General features: G+C 62.3%; 14 protein-coding genes. 12 read left to right on the top strand and 2 right to left on the bottom strand.

What is annotated here, in order from left to right; genetic code table 11:
• Positions 1–12: 12 nt before the first annotated feature.
• From C4J84_RS02290 to C4J84_RS02255, 8 genes are read left to right on the top strand one after another with little or no spacing between them, the layout of a single operon-like run.
• Positions 13–1,260: an NAD(P)/FAD-dependent oxidoreductase gene (locus tag C4J84_RS02290; protein ID WP_124369322.1), complete on the top strand. Its 1,248-nt coding sequence runs from the start codon at positions 13–15 to the stop codon at positions 1,258–1,260.
• Positions 1,257–2,006, top strand: coding sequence for a class I SAM-dependent methyltransferase (locus C4J84_RS02285; RefSeq protein WP_124369321.1), 750 nt, complete (start codon positions 1,257–1,259; stop codon positions 2,004–2,006). Before C4J84_RS02290 ends, C4J84_RS02285 begins: the two co-directional genes overlap by 4 nt.
• Positions 2,003–2,485, top strand: coding sequence for a hypothetical protein (locus C4J84_RS02280; RefSeq protein ID WP_124369320.1), 483 nt, complete (start codon positions 2,003–2,005; stop codon positions 2,483–2,485). The genes C4J84_RS02285 and C4J84_RS02280 overlap by 4 nt, the downstream gene beginning before the upstream one ends.
• The gene (locus C4J84_RS02275) at positions 2,482–3,648 is read left to right on the top strand and encodes a beta-ketoacyl-[acyl-carrier-protein] synthase family protein (RefSeq protein WP_124369319.1); all 1,167 of its coding nucleotides are present in this window, start codon (positions 2,482–2,484) and stop codon (positions 3,646–3,648) included. The genes C4J84_RS02280 and C4J84_RS02275 overlap by 4 nt, the downstream gene beginning before the upstream one ends.
• Positions 3,645–4,106 carry a hotdog family protein gene (locus tag C4J84_RS02270; protein WP_124369318.1) on the top strand — a complete coding sequence of 154 codons (462 nt, stop codon included), beginning with the start codon at positions 3,645–3,647 and terminating at the stop codon, positions 4,104–4,106. Before C4J84_RS02275 ends, C4J84_RS02270 begins: the two co-directional genes overlap by 4 nt.
• Positions 4,103–4,831 (top strand): 3-oxoacyl-ACP reductase FabG, encoded by a 729-nt coding sequence (gene fabG, locus C4J84_RS02265; RefSeq protein ID WP_124369317.1) that lies wholly within the window; start codon positions 4,103–4,105, stop codon positions 4,829–4,831. The genes C4J84_RS02270 and fabG overlap by 4 nt, the downstream gene beginning before the upstream one ends.
• Positions 4,831–6,057, top strand: a complete 1,227-nt coding sequence (locus C4J84_RS02260) for a beta-ketoacyl-ACP synthase (RefSeq protein ID WP_124365542.1) — start codon at positions 4,831–4,833, stop codon at positions 6,055–6,057. The genes fabG and C4J84_RS02260 overlap by 1 nt, the downstream gene beginning before the upstream one ends.
• 26 nt (positions 6,058–6,083) lie before the next feature.
• The gene (locus C4J84_RS02255) at positions 6,084–6,479 is read left to right on the top strand and encodes a hypothetical protein (RefSeq protein ID WP_124369316.1); all 396 of its coding nucleotides are present in this window, start codon (positions 6,084–6,086) and stop codon (positions 6,477–6,479) included.
• Positions 6,480–6,643: 164 nt separating this feature from the next.
• On the opposite strand, the gene C4J84_RS02245 is transcribed toward C4J84_RS02255, so the two are convergent.
• Positions 6,644–7,537 carry a LysR family transcriptional regulator gene (locus tag C4J84_RS02245; protein WP_124369315.1) on the bottom strand — a complete coding sequence of 298 codons (894 nt, stop codon included), beginning with the start codon at positions 7,535–7,537 and terminating at the stop codon, positions 6,644–6,646.
• 123 nt (positions 7,538–7,660) lie between these two features.
• Between C4J84_RS02245 and C4J84_RS02240 the strand changes: the two genes are divergently transcribed.
• A complete protein-coding gene (locus C4J84_RS02240; protein ID WP_124369314.1) occupies positions 7,661–8,935 on the top strand; it encodes an MFS transporter in 1,275 nt (424 codons plus the stop codon).
• A 35-nt stretch (positions 8,936–8,970) separates the two neighbouring features.
• Here the strand turns inward: C4J84_RS02240 and C4J84_RS02235 are convergent, their stop codons facing one another.
• Positions 8,971–10,347, bottom strand: coding sequence for an L-serine ammonia-lyase (locus C4J84_RS02235; RefSeq protein ID WP_124369313.1), 1,377 nt, complete (start codon positions 10,345–10,347; stop codon positions 8,971–8,973).
• Between the two features lie 416 nt (positions 10,348–10,763).
• Here C4J84_RS02235 and C4J84_RS02230 point away from each other — a divergent pair, with 416 nt between their 5' ends.
• The 3 genes from C4J84_RS02230 (at position 10,764) to choV (ending at position 13,801) form a co-directional block, all read left to right on the top strand.
• On the top strand, positions 10,764–11,711 hold the full coding sequence (locus C4J84_RS02230; protein WP_124365538.1) for a choline ABC transporter substrate-binding protein: 948 nt from the start codon (positions 10,764–10,766) through the stop codon (positions 11,709–11,711).
• A gap of 69 nt (positions 11,712–11,780) precedes the next feature.
• Positions 11,781–12,626 (top strand): choline ABC transporter permease subunit, encoded by an 846-nt coding sequence (gene choW, locus C4J84_RS02225; RefSeq protein ID WP_003194913.1) that lies wholly within the window; start codon positions 11,781–11,783, stop codon positions 12,624–12,626.
• The gene (choV, locus tag C4J84_RS02220; RefSeq protein ID WP_124369312.1) at positions 12,623–13,801 is read left to right on the top strand and encodes a choline ABC transporter ATP-binding protein; all 1,179 of its coding nucleotides are present in this window, start codon (positions 12,623–12,625) and stop codon (positions 13,799–13,801) included. Before choW ends, choV begins: the two co-directional genes overlap by 4 nt.
• Positions 13,802–13,862: the final 61 nt, after the last annotated feature.

The raw sequence follows: 13,862 nt of genomic DNA, 5'->3' as shown, positions 1-13,862 counted from the left end.
CAAGGAGCCTTCGTGCCCACAGTTGAAATGGAACGTCGCCAAGTGGTGGTGATCGGTGCCGGGCCGTCCGGGGCCATCGCGGCCGCGCTGCTCAAGCGCAAAGGGCATGATGTATTGGTTATCGAGCGCCAGCATTTTCCGCGCTTCTCGATTGGCGAAAGCCTGCTGTCGCACTGCATCGACTTTATCGAAGAAGCCGGCATGCTCGACGCCGTGCAGGCGGCCGGCTTTCAACTGAAAACCGGTGCCGCGTTCGCCTGGGGCGAGCGCTACAGCGCGTTCGATTTCGGTGACACCTTCAGCAACGGCAAGCCGACGACCTTCCAGGTGCAGCGCGCCGAGTTCGACAAGCTGCTGGCCGATCAGGCGGCACTGCAGGGTGTGGAAATCCGCTACGGCGAAAGCATCGTCGGCGTGGACTTTTCCGGCGAGTGTCGTTACCTGCACGTACGCCGCGAGAATGGCAGCGAGTACCACCTCAAGGCCAAATTCGTGCTGGATGCCAGCGGCTATGGCCGCGTGTTGCCGCGCCTGCTGGACCTTGAAGCCCCATCGAATTTCCCGCTGCGCCAGGCCGTGTTCACCCACGTCGAAGACCGCATCGAACACCCAGGCTTCGACCGCACCAAGATTCTGGTGACCACCCATCCCGAGAAGCGCGATATCTGGTTCTGGACCATCCCGTTCAGCAACGGTCGTTGCTCGGTGGGCGTGGTCGCGGCCAAGGAGCACTTCGACGGCCACGACGGCGACCTCGACGCCTGCCTGCGCGGGTTTATCGAGCAAACCCCGAGCCTGTCCGGCGTGCTGCAAAACGCCGTGTGGGACACCCCGGCGCGCAGCATCGGCGGCTATTCGGCCAACGTCAAAACCCTGCACGGTCCGGGCTTTGCGCTGTTGGGCAACGCGGCGGAATTTCTCGACCCGGTGTTCTCTTCCGGCGTGACCATCGCCATGCGCTCGGCGAGCATGGCCGCCGGCTTGCTGCATCGCCAACTGCAAGGCGAAACGGTGGACTGGCAAACCGAGTTCGCCGAACCGTTGAAGCGCGGGGTCGACACCTTCCGCTGCTACGTCGAGGGCTGGTACGCCGGGACGTTCCAGGATGTGATTTTCCACGCCGGCAGTTCGCCGGATATTCGCCGCATGATCAGTTCGATCCTCGCCGGTTACGCCTGGGATGAACGCAATCCGTTTGTCAGCGAGCCCAAGCGGCGCCTGCGCATGCTGTCGCAAATCTGCGCGAGTGAGACGGTATGACCAGCCCTGCCGTTGAAAAAAACTACCTGAGTAAGAACTACGTCGAAGAAACCCGGTTCGGCTTCTGGTTCCTGCGCAGCCACACCTGGCAGCACCATGTATTGCGCGTAGCGATCAACGACCTGCGCAGCCTGTTCAGCGAACCGCTGCCGGTGGCGCCGGTGTTGCTCGACGCCGGCTGCGGCCAGGGCAAATCCTTCAACTTGCTGCAGCAGGTCTTCGCGCCCTCGCGTTTGATCGGCCTGGATGCCGACCCTCACAGCCTGGCCCTGAGCCGCGAAGAAGCCGCTCGCCAGGGCCTGGCCGTGGAGCTGATCGGCAGCGACTGCGCCACCCTCGACGTCGCCGACGCCAGCGTCGATATCGTGTTTTGCCACCAGACCTTTCACCACCTGGTCGAGCAACATCGCGCACTCAAGGAGTTTTATCGGGTACTCAAGCCGGGCGGCTATTTGCTGTTTGCCGAGTCCACCGAAGCCTATATCGACACCTGGGTAATCCGCTGGCTGTTCCGCCACCCGATGCACGTGCAGAAAAGCGCCGAGGAGTATCTGCAGATGCTGCGCGAGCAAGGCTTTGAATTCGGCGCGCGGAACGTCTCGTATCCCTATTTGTGGTGGAGCCGTTCCAGCGATTTCGGCCTGCTGGAACGCTGGGGCCTGCGCAAGGCGCCGCCGGTGGGTCAGCGTGAGGAAACCCTGGTCAACTGTGTGGCGCGCAAACCGTTAGAGGCCGCGAGCTCATGATGCGCTGGCTGTTGATGGGCTGCCTGTTGCTGCTCAGCGCGTGCGCCAGCCAGGCGCCGTTACCCGAGAAAATCCCGGCGCTGGCCTTGCCGATGCAATTGCATGTGCAACGCCTGGAGGGCGAGCGCAGCCAGGACTGGCTGTTGGTGATCCAGCGTGAAGGCGCGGCGATTCGTTGGTCGATGATGGATCCGCTGGGCATTCCCCAGGCCCGGCAGAAGCTGATCGACGGGCAATGGCAGGCCGATGGCTTGCTGCCGCCCAATCCCCAGGCGCGAGAACTGTTCGCCGCGCTGCTGTTTGCCCTGGCCTCGGCGGATGACGTGCGTGCGCTGTATCCTTCGGCCCAGGCCATGGACCTCACGCGAACGCTGCCGGGCCATTGGCAAATCGTCTATCAGTCCTCGGAGGTGTTCAGCGTGAACATGGCGGGCCAACCGTTGAGCTATCGCATTACTCCGCTGGGAGTCGGCCGATGACCGCTTACCTCAATGCCCTCGGCGTGATCTGTGCCCTTGGGCGCGGCCAGGCCGAGGTCAGCCGCAGCCTGTTTGCCGGTGACTGTTGCGGCATGCGCGCCGAGAGCGGCTGGGTGCCGGAGCGCGTGGTGCCGGTCGCGGCGGTGCGCGGCGAGCTGGCAACCATTCCGGCGCAATTGGGCCAGCAGAGCAGCCGCAATAACCAGTTGCTGCTGGAAGCGGCGTTGCAGATTGAGGCGCAGATTCGCCAGGTGGTCGACACCTACGGCGCCTCACGGGTGGGCGTTGTGCTGGGTACCAGCACCTCGGGCATCGACGAAGCCAGTCGCGGCATTGCCCACTACCTGCGCGATCACGCGTTCCCTGGCGACTACGACTACCAGCAGCAGGAACTCAGCGCTCCGGCGAATTTCCTCGCCGACTGGCTGCAGTTGAGCGGCCCGGCCTATGTGATTTCCACCGCCTGCACGTCCAGCGCCCGCGCGTTGATGAGCGCCCAGCGCCTGCTCGACCTGGGCGTGTGCGATGCGGTGCTCTGCGGCGGCGTCGACAGCCTGTGCAGGCTGACGCTGAACGGGTTTACCGCGCTGGAAGCCGTGTCTGCCGAGCGCTGCAATCCGTTCTCGGTGAACCGCGACGGCATCAATATCGGCGAAGCGGCGGTGTTGTTCGTGATGAGCCGCGAGGCGGCGCCGGTCGCCCTGCTGGGCAGTGGCGCCAGTTGCGACGCGCACCATATCTCCGCGCCCGAGCCCAGCGGCAAGGGTGCGTTGCAGGCGATGCGCAAGGCCCTGGCCAGCGCAAAACTTACCCCTGCGCAGATCGGTTACCTGAACCTGCACGGCACCGCCACCCAACACAACGACGCCATGGAAAGCCAGGCGGTCGCCAGCCTGTTTCCGGGCGGCGTGGCCTGTTCATCGACCAAACCCATGAGCGGCCATACCCTCGGCGCGGCGGGCGCATTGGAAGCGGCGTTCTGCTGGTTGAGCCTGACTCACGGCCTTGTTCCGCCCCATGTGTGGGACGGCCACCTTGACCCGGCGCTGCCCGCGTTGCAGTGGGCGCAACAGGGCGACACCCTGGAAAAACCCTACCTGATGAGCAACTCGTTTGCCTTCGGCGGCAACAACGTCAGCCTGATTATTGGAGAGGCCCCATGATCGATTGGCCACTCGCCGAACTGCTGCCCCACGCGGGCGATATGATCCTGCTCGACCAGGTGCTGTCGTTCGATGAAGAGCAGGTGCATACCCGCCTCACCGTCAAGCCCGGTGGCCTGTTCAACCGCGCAGACGGCAGCCTGCCGGCCTGGGTCGGTATCGAGTTGATGGCGCAAAGCGTCGCCGCCTATGCCGGTTGTCGCGCGCGCCAGCAGGGCCTGGCGGTGGAACTGGGCTTCCTGTTGGGCACGCGTAAGTTCGAGTGCAACGTGGAGCACTTCCCCGCCGGCGCCGAGCTGAACATCCACGGCCTGCGCTCCCTGGAAGACGACAATGGCATGGGGGTGTTCGAATGCCACCTCACTGGCGATGGAATCCAGGCCAGCGCACGCTTGAACGTATTTCGACCGCCCCAGGCGGCCAACTATTTAGCTGAAACGAAGGACGAAACGCCATGACTGAATCCGTACTGGTCACCGGCTCCAGCCGTGGCATCGGCCGCGCCATTGCCCTGCGCCTGGCCCAGGCCGGGCATGACATCGTGCTGCATTGTCGCAGCGGGCGGGCCGAAGCCGACGCGGTACAGGTCGAGATCCAGGCCCTGGGCCGCCAGGCGCGGGTGCTGCAGTTCGATGTGGCAGACCGCGCCGCATGCAAGGCAATCCTTGAGGCCGATGTGGAGCAGCACGGTGCTTATTACGGCGTGGTGCTCAACGCCGGCCTGACCCGCGACGGCGCCTTCCCGGCCCTGTCGGAAGAGGACTGGGACGTGGTGCTGCGCACCAACCTCGACGGTTTCTACAACGTGCTGCACCCGGTGATGATGCCGATGATTCGTCGGCGTGCCGCCGGGCGCATCGTGTGCATCACCTCGGTTTCCGGGCTGATCGGCAACCGTGGCCAGGTCAACTACAGTGCTTCCAAAGCGGGCCTGATCGGCGCAGCCAAGGCGCTGGCCATCGAGCTGGGCAAGCGCAAGATCACCGTCAACTGTGTCGCACCGGGCTTGATCGACACCGCCATGCTGGATGAAAACGTCCCGGTGCAAGAGCTGATGAAGATGATCCCGGCGCAGCGCATGGGCACCCCGGAAGAAGTGGCTGGGGCGGTGAATTTCCTGATGTCGGCCGAGGCCGGCTATATCACGCGCCAAGTGTTGGCCGTAAACGGGGGCTTGTGCTGATGAAGCGCGTCGTCGTCACCGGCATGGCCGGCATGACCTCCCTGGGCAGCGATTGGGACACCATCGCGGCCAACTTTCGCGCCAACCGCAGCGGCATCCGGCGCATGGATGAGTGGGACCGTTTTACCGAACTGAACACGCGCCTGGCCGGGCCGATCGACGATTTCGTCGTGCCCGCCCACTGGACGCGCAAACAGCTGCGCAGCATGGGCCGTGTCTCGCGCCTGGCGGTGTGGGCAGCGGAGCAGGCGTTGCAGGATGCCGGCCTGCTCGGCGACGCGTCGATCAAGGACGGGCGCATGGGCGTGGCGTGTGGTTCGTCCACCGGCAGCACCGACGAGATCAAAGCGTTCGGCAATATGCTGCTGAATTCGGTGGCCGAGGGGCTGAATGCCAACTCCTACGTGCGCATGATGCCGCACACCACGGCAGCGAATATCAGCATTTTTTTTGGCCTGACCGGCCGCTTGATCCCCACGTCCAGCGCTTGCACCAGCGGCAGCCAGGGCATCGGTTATGCCTACGAGGCGATCAAGTTCGGCCGCCTGCCCTTGATGCTGGCCGGAGGCGCGGAAGAGCTGTGCCCCACCGAGGCCATGGTGTTCGACGCGCTCTACGCCACCAGCCTGAAAAACGACGCGCCCCAAACCAGCCCGCGCCCCTACGACAGCGGCCGCGATGGGCTGGTAATCGGTGAAGGCGGCGGCATGCTGGTGCTGGAAGAGTTGGAACACGCGTTGGCGCGGGGTGCGCATATCCACGCCGAACTGGTTGGTTTCGGCAGCAATGCCGACGGCCAGCACACCACCCGCCCGGAGCAGAAAACCATGCGTCGCGCCATGGAACTGGCGCTGGAGGATGCCGGGCTTGAGCCGTCCGCCATCGGCTACGTGAACGGCCACGGCACCGCCACCGACCAGGGCGACATCGCCGAAACCCTGGCCACCAGCAGCCTGTTCGGCCCTCGCATGCCCATCAGTTCGCAGAAGAGTTTTCTTGGTCACACCCTGGGCGCGTGCGGGGCGCTGGAGTCATGGTTCAGCATCGAGATGATGAACCGCGACCAATACGTGCACACCTTCAACCTGGACGCCGTCGACCCGCACTGCGGCGCGCTGGATTACCTGCAAGGTGGCTTTCGCGAGATGCATCACGACTACGTAATGAACAACAATTTTGCCTTCGGCGGCGTCAACACCTCGTTGATCTTCCGCCGCTGGTCCTGACTTTTAAATCAATTGGAGAAAACGGAATGTCTTCCCTGCTACGCGCGACCCTGATCACCCTGGCCCTGCTGACCACCGCCGGCTGCACCAACAAACCGGTACTCAACACCCAGCACGAACTGCCGGCCACCACTCAGGTCAGCGAAGAAAAAATGAAACAGGTGATCGTCGCTGCCCTGCAAAAACGCGAGTGGACGGTACAACGCCTGAGCCCGCAACTGGTGCAGGCCGAGATCACCGTGCGCAACCAGTTTTATGCAGCCATCGACATCCGCTACACCCGCAACAGCTACGCCATCACCTACCGCGACAGCCGCGACCTGGGCTACAAGGACGGCAAGATCCATCGCAACTACAACCGTTGGGTGAGCATGCTGGACCGCGACATCATGGCCGGGTTGCGCTCGGCGGGAATGCAGTAACGCCGATTGTTTGGATCGTTCCCACGCTCCGCGTGGGAACGCTGCCTCGGACGCTCTGCGTCCCGCCGCGAGTGCACGGTTGCAGTCCCCTTCACCTGAGTGACGCGGAGCGTCACGGGATGCATTACCACGCGGAGCGTGGGAACGATCGGATGTGACCCGGCCTACACCGACGCCTTACGCGTCAACAACTCCACAAACGCCTGCGCCATCGGCGACTGCGCGCCCTTGCGCTGCACCAGCCACACCGCCGTCACCGCCTCCGGGTCCAGCAAGGTGCGGTACACCACGCCATCAATGCGGATACGCTGGTAAGACGCGGGCAGCACCGATACCCCCAAGCCCGCCGCCACCAGGCCGATGATGGTCATCGCCTCGCCTGCTTCCTGGGCAAAGTGCGGGCTGAACCCGGCGTCGCGGGCCAGATTGAGTAATTGTGCGTAGAGGCCGCTGCCATAACTGCGCGGGAAAAATACAAAGGGTTCGTCAGCCAATTGCGCCAGGTGCAAGCCGCCTTCGCTGCCCTGGGCCAACGGGTGCCCGGCGCTCAATACCGCCACCAAAGGCTCGCGCATCAGTTCGATCACACTGAGGGAATCCGGCAATGGCAACGGTCGCATGAGCCCGACCTGGATCGACTCATCCAGCAACGATTCGGCCACCTGGGTGCTGCTCATCTCTTGCAGGCTCAAATGCACGGCCGCAAACGCCTGGCGAAACGCAAAGATCGCCTGCGGGATGCTGGCGTTGAACGGCGCCGACGACGTGAAGCCGATTTTCAGCTCTCCAAGCTCTCCCAGCTGCGCACGTCGCGCGACGTCTGCCGCTTTATCGACCTGCGCCAGCACCAGGCGCGCCTCGTGCAGAAACAGTCGCCCTGCTTCGCTCAGCTCGACCCGACGATTGGTGCGCTCAAATAAGCGCGCGCCCACGTCTTGCTCCAACGCCTGAATTTGTTGGCTCAACGGCGGTTGCGAGATGCCCAGCACTTGCGCGGCGCGGCCAAAATGCAGCTCCTCGGCGACGGCGATGAAGTACCGCAGGTGACGTAATTCCATTCAAACCTCATTAGGTCGCTAAAGCTATCAAACGGGTCGAACAATATATTGGAAAGAATCATTAGCCAGCTATATTCTTTTTCGTATTGCCGGCCGTGGCAGTCTTTCCTCCCCGAGGTCACCGTGAAATCTGCTGTTGCTGCACACGCCCAAGAAGCCCCGCACACTGCCCTGGATGAGGTCGTCGCGCAGCTCAACGACGAGTACATCGAAAAAGGCACACCGATGTTCATGCGCACGGTGTTGGCGCTGTTCTCCGGCGGCTTTGCCACGTTTGCCCTGTTGTATTGCGTGCAGCCGATGATGCCAGCGCTGTCCCACGAGTTTTCCATCAATGCCGCACAAAGCAGCCTGATCCTGTCGGTCGCCACCGCGATGCTTGCTTTCGGCCTGCTGATTACCGGGCCGGTTTCCGACAGGCTGGGGCGCAAGCCGGTGATGGTCGCCGCGCTGTTCTGCGCAGCGCTGGCCACCATTGCCAGCGGCTTGATGCCGAGCTGGGAAGGCATCCTGTTGATGCGGGCGCTGGTGGGCTTGTCCCTGAGCGGCCTGGCCGCCGTGGCCATGACCTACCTGAGCGAAGAGATCCACCCGCAGCACATCGGCCTGGCCATGGGCCTGTACATCGGCGGCAATGCGATTGGCGGCATGAGCGGGCGCCTGATCATTGGCGTGCTGATCGACTTCGTCAGTTGGCACACCGCAATGCTGATCATCGGCGCCCTGGCGCTGATCGCCGCGACGGTGTTCTGGAAAATCCTCCCCGAATCGCGCAACTTCCGCGCCAGCAGCCTCAAGCCGCGCAACCTGCTGGACGGCTTTGTCATGCACTTCAAGGACGCGGGCCTGCCGTGGCTGTTCCTTGAAGCCTTCCTGCTGATGGGCGCGTTTGTCACGCTGTTCAACTACATCGGCTATCGCTTGCTGGCCGATCCGTATGACCTGAGCCAGGCCGTGGTCGGCCTGCTGTCGCTGGTGTATCTGTCGGGCATCTACAGCTCGGCAAAAATCGGCTCGCTCGCCGACCGCCTGGGCCGCCGCCGCGTGCTGTGGGGCACCATTGTGCTGATGCTCGCCGGCATGACCCTGACACTCTTCACCCCGCTATGGCTGGTGGTGCCGGGCATGCTGATCTTTACCTTCGGCTTCTTCGGCGCCCACTCGGTGGCCAGCAGCTGGATCGGCCGTCGTGCGGTGAAGGCGAAGGGACAGGCGTCGTCGCTGTATCTGTTCTGCTATTACGCAGGTTCAAGCATTGCCGGGACGGCGGGCGGATTCTTCTGGCACTTTGCCGGATGGAACGGAATAGGCGCATTTATCCTGGCGTTGCTGATCGGCGCGTTGCTGGTGGCGTTGAGGTTGGCGAAGTTGGCGCCGTTGGGCCATGTGAAGGCCTGAGATCACCTGCGTCTGCCGATGCAGGTGACCCGGTCTCAGCACTCAACCGCACTCACCGCCAACCCGCCCCGCGACGTCTCTTTGTACTTGTCATGCATATCCGCACCGGTATCGCGCATGGTGCGGATCACCCGGTCCAGGGAGATAAAATGCTGCCCATCGCCGCGCAAGGCCATTTGTGCGGCGTTGATCGCCTTGACCGCCGCAATCGCATTGCGCTCGATACACGGCACTTGCACCAAGCCGCCCACCGGGTCGCAGGTCAGGCCCAGGTTATGTTCCAGGCCGATTTCTGCGGCGTTGCACAGTTGTTCGGGGGTGGCGCCGAGAATTTCCGCCAGGCCCGCTGCGGCCATGGCGCAGGCGGAACCGACTTCACCCTGGCAACCGACTTCGGCGCCGGAGATCGAGGCGTTCTTTTTGCACAGAATGCCCACCGCCGCCGCGCCGAGCAGGTAGTCGACCACGTTGGCCTCGGTCACCTCTTCACTGAACTTCATGAAGTAATGCAGCACTGCCGGAATGATCCCCGCTGCGCCATTGGTGGGCGCCGTCACCATGCGCCCACCGGCGGCGTTTTCTTCATTGACCGCCAGAGCGAACAGGTTCACCCACTCCATGGCGCTCAAGGTCGAGCCGATCACATTGGGTTTGTTCAACTCCTGCAGGCTGCGGTGCAATTTGGCGGCGCGACGGCGCACGTTCAAGCCACCGGGCAAGATGCCTTCATGCTTGAGGCCTTCCTCCACGCATGCTTGCATGGCACGCCACAGGGTCATCAGGCCACTGCGGATTTCTTCTTCGGAGCGCCAGACCTTCTCGTTGGCCAGCATCAATTCGGCGACGCGCAGGTTGTGGGTCTTGCACAGCTGCAACAGTTCTGCGGCGCTGGAAAAGTCATACGGCAGCTCGGTGCGGTCCATGTCCGCCACGCCGCTCTGGGCCTGGGCTTCATCCACCACAAAGCCGCCGCCCACCGAATAGTAGGTGTCGCGGTGCAACTCGCCGTCAGCATCGAACACCACCAGGGTCATGGCGTTGGGATGGAACGGCAGGTTTTCGTCGAGTAGACGCATGTCCCGTGACCATATGAACGGCACCGGCAAGCGACCGTCGAGCAACAGGGTGTCGGTTTCGCGCAGCGTGTGGATGCGCACGCCAATCTGGGACGGGTCGATTGCGTCCGGCCACTCGCCCATCAGCCCCATAATGGTGGCGGTGTCGCTGCCATGGCCGATGCCGGTGGCCGACAAGGAACCGTAGAGTTGCACTTCGACACGCCGAACCTGTTCCAACAGGCCACGTTCGCGTAACGTTTGAACGAACAACGCCGCAGCGCGCATGGGGCCGACGGTGTGAGAGCTGGAGGGCCCGATGCCGATCTTGAACAAGTCGAAAACGCTGATAGCCATTAACCTGAAACTCCTCGATAAGCGCGGCCAGGCTTGAACGAGGTGCTACGCTCAGATCGCCCAGATGGCGGCATCATCCAGCTTTTATCCGCCGTCACGGCGTCTCACACCGACGCACCCATGCTCACCAGCGTCGCTAACGTGCGATCGCCTGTTTTGGCCGTTTTTAGCGGTGCAGATGAGTAAAAACTGCAGTTTCACTGTGGTAAAAATCTGTAAGCGACGTCACCGACACTGGATGCGACCCTCCCTGTACTGGATACGACGCCCCCTGTAGGCGTCAGATTTTCACTGGTACATGATCAGTCTCGACTCGTTTGCAAGGCACCGTGCCAGAGCTGTCCGACGCATACTCCAATAGCAGCACCTATAAAGCGCGGCGAATGCCGCCAGAAAAAACACAGGAGTCTACCCCGATGAAAGGTTCACCCTCGTTGTTGTTGGCCGCCATGCTGAGTCTGCCGGTCATGGCGCACGCCGCAGAACCGGAACAATGCAAGACCGTCAACTTCTCCGATGTCGGCTGGACCGACATCACCGTCACCACCGCGACCACCAGCGAAATCCTCAAGGGCCTGGGCTACAAGCCGCGCACCACGATGATTTCGGTCCCCGTGACCTACAAGTCCCTGGCTGACGGCAAGAACATGGACATCTTCCTCGGCAACTGGATGCCGACCATGGAAAACGACATCAAGCAGTACCGCGATGCCGGCACCGTGGAAACCGTACGCGCCAACCTGGAAAACGCCAAGTACACCCTGGCGGTGCCCGAAGCGCTGTATGACAAGGGCCTGAAAGACTTCGCCGATATCGCCAAATTCAAGGATGAGCTGGGCGGCAAGATCTACGGCATCGAGCCGGGTAACGACGGCAACCGCACCATCCAGACGCTGATCGACAAGGATGCCTTCGGCCTCAAGAAAGCCGGTTTCAAAGTGGTCGAGTCCAGCGAAGCGGGGATGCTCTCCCAGGTTGAACGCGCCACCAAGCGCGGCCAGGCCATCGTGTTCCTCGGCTGGGAACCGCACCCGATGAACACGCGTTTCAAGATGAAGTACCTGACCGGGGGTGACGATTCGTTCGGCCCCAACTACGGCCAGGCCACCATCTACACCAACACCCGCAAGGGCTACACCCAGGAATGCAGCAACGTGGGCCAGTTGCTGAAAAACCTGCAGTTCACGCTGAACATGGAAAGCACCCTGATGGGCAACGTCCTGGACGACAAAATGAAGCCCGATGCTGCCGCCAAGGCCTGGCTGCAGAAGAACCCGCAAATCCTCGACACCTGGCTGGCCGGTGTCACCACCGTTGATGGCCAACCAGGTCTCGATGCCGTTAAAGCTTACCTCGCCAAATAGCACCCGCTGACCCCGGGGCGGTGCGCTGCCCCGGGATGTTTTCCTCTTCGCATGTGGACATTCACTACCATGCTGACTGAACAGAAAATCCCACTAGGCCAGTACATCGCTGCCTTCGTCGACTGGTTGACCCAACACGGTGCCAACTACTTCGACGCAATCGCATCGACACTGGAAACGATGATCCACGGCGTGACGTTTGCGCTGACCTGGTTCAATCCGCTGGCATTGATCGGTCTGATTGCGCTGCTGGCTCACTTTATCCAACGCAAATGGGGCCTGACCGTCTTTGTCATCGCCTCCTTCCTGCTGATCCTCAACCTGGGGTACTGGCAGGAAACCATGGAAACCCTCGCGCAGGTGCTGTTCGCCACCCTGGTCTGCGTGGTCATCGGCGTGCCGCTGGGCATTGTTGCCGCGCACAAGCCGATGTTCTACACCATGATGCGGCCGGTTCTCGATCTGATGCAGACCGTACCGACCTTCGTCTACCTCATCCCTACCCTGACCCTCTTCGGGCTGGGTGTGGTGCCCGGCTTGATTTCCACCGTGGTGTTCGCGATTGCCGCGCCGATCCGCCTGACCTACCTGGGCATCCGTGATGTACCGCAAGAGTTGATGGATGCCGGCAAGGCGTTCGGCTGCTCGCGCCGCCAGTTGCTCTCACGCATTGAACTGCCCCACGCGATGCCGAGCATTGCCGCCGGTATTACCCAATGCATCATGCTGTCGTTGTCGATGGTGGTGATCGCAGCGCTCGTCGGCGCCGATGGCCTCGGCAAGCCGGTGGTCAACGCACTCAACACCGCTGACATCGCCCTGGGCTTCGAAGCCGGGCTGGCCATTGTGTTGCTGGCCATCATGCTCGACCGTATCTGCAAACAACCCGATGCCAAAGTAGGGGGTGATGCATGAGCATTATCCGATTCGACAAAGTCGACGTGATCTTTTCCAAAGACCCACGCGAAGCGCTCAAGCTGCTGGACCAGGGCATGAGCCGTAACGAAATCCTGAAGAAAACCGGGCAGATTGTCGGCGTTGAAAACGCCAGCCTGGATGTGGAAAAAGGCGAGATCTGTGTGCTGATGGGCCTGTCGGGTTCCGGCAAGTCGAGCTTGCTGCGCTGCATCAACGGCCTCAACACCGTCAGCCGTGGCCAGCTGTTCGTGGAGCATGAAGGTCGCCAGATCGACATCGCGTCCTGCACCCCCGCCGAGCTGAAAATGATGCGCACCAAACGCATCGCCATGGTGTTCCAGAAGTTCGCCCTGATGCCCTGGCTGACGGTGCGCGAGAACATCAGCTTCGGCCTGGAAATGCAGGGCCGTCCAGAGAAAGAACGGCGCACCCTGGTCGATGAAAAACTCGAGCTGGTGGGCCTGAGCCAATGGCGCAACAAGAAGCCCGATGAGCTGTCCGGCGGCATGCAACAGCGCGTGGGCCTGGCCCGTGCGTTGGCGATGGACGCCGATATCCTGCTGATGGACGAACCCTTCTCCGCCCTCGACCCGCTGATCCGCCAGGGCCTGCAGGATGAGCTGCTGGAGCTGCAACGCAAGCTGAGCAAGACCATCGTGTTCGTCAGCCACGACCTCGACGAAGCCCTCAAGCTGGGCAGCCGCATCGCGATCATGAAAGACGGCAAGATCATCCAGTACAGCGTGCCGGAAGAAATCGTGCTGAACCCGGCGGACGACTATGTGCGCACCTTCGTCGCCCACACCAATCCACTCAACGTACTGTGCGGCCGCAGCCTGATGCGCACGCTGGATAACTGCACGCGGGTGAACGGTTCGGTATGCCTGGACCCAGGCGGAGATTCCTGGCTGGACCTGGCCGAAGGCAACACCATCCAGGGCGCACGCCAGAATGGCGTGGTAATGAACCTGCAGAACTGGGCGCCGGGCCAAGCGGTAGAAGGCCTGGACCGGGTGCCGACGCTGGTGGATTCCAATATCGGCATGCGTGATGCGCTGCAGATTCGCTATCAGACGGGAAACAAGCTGGTGTTGCATGACAACAACAAGGTGGTGGGGATCCTGGGCGACAGCGAGCTGTATCACGCCCTCCTAGGCAAAAACCTGGGCTGACCAACACCGCAAAACAACTGAAGGAACCGGGCCAATGTGGGAGGGGGCTTGCTCCCGATTG

Origin of the sequence: Pseudomonas sp. R11-23-07 (assembly GCF_003852295.1) — a bacterium.
Lineage (GTDB): Bacteria > Pseudomonadota > Gammaproteobacteria > Pseudomonadales > Pseudomonadaceae > Aquipseudomonas.
Note: the sequence above shows the minus strand (reverse complement) of the source record. Positions and strands in the feature narration are given on the sequence as shown.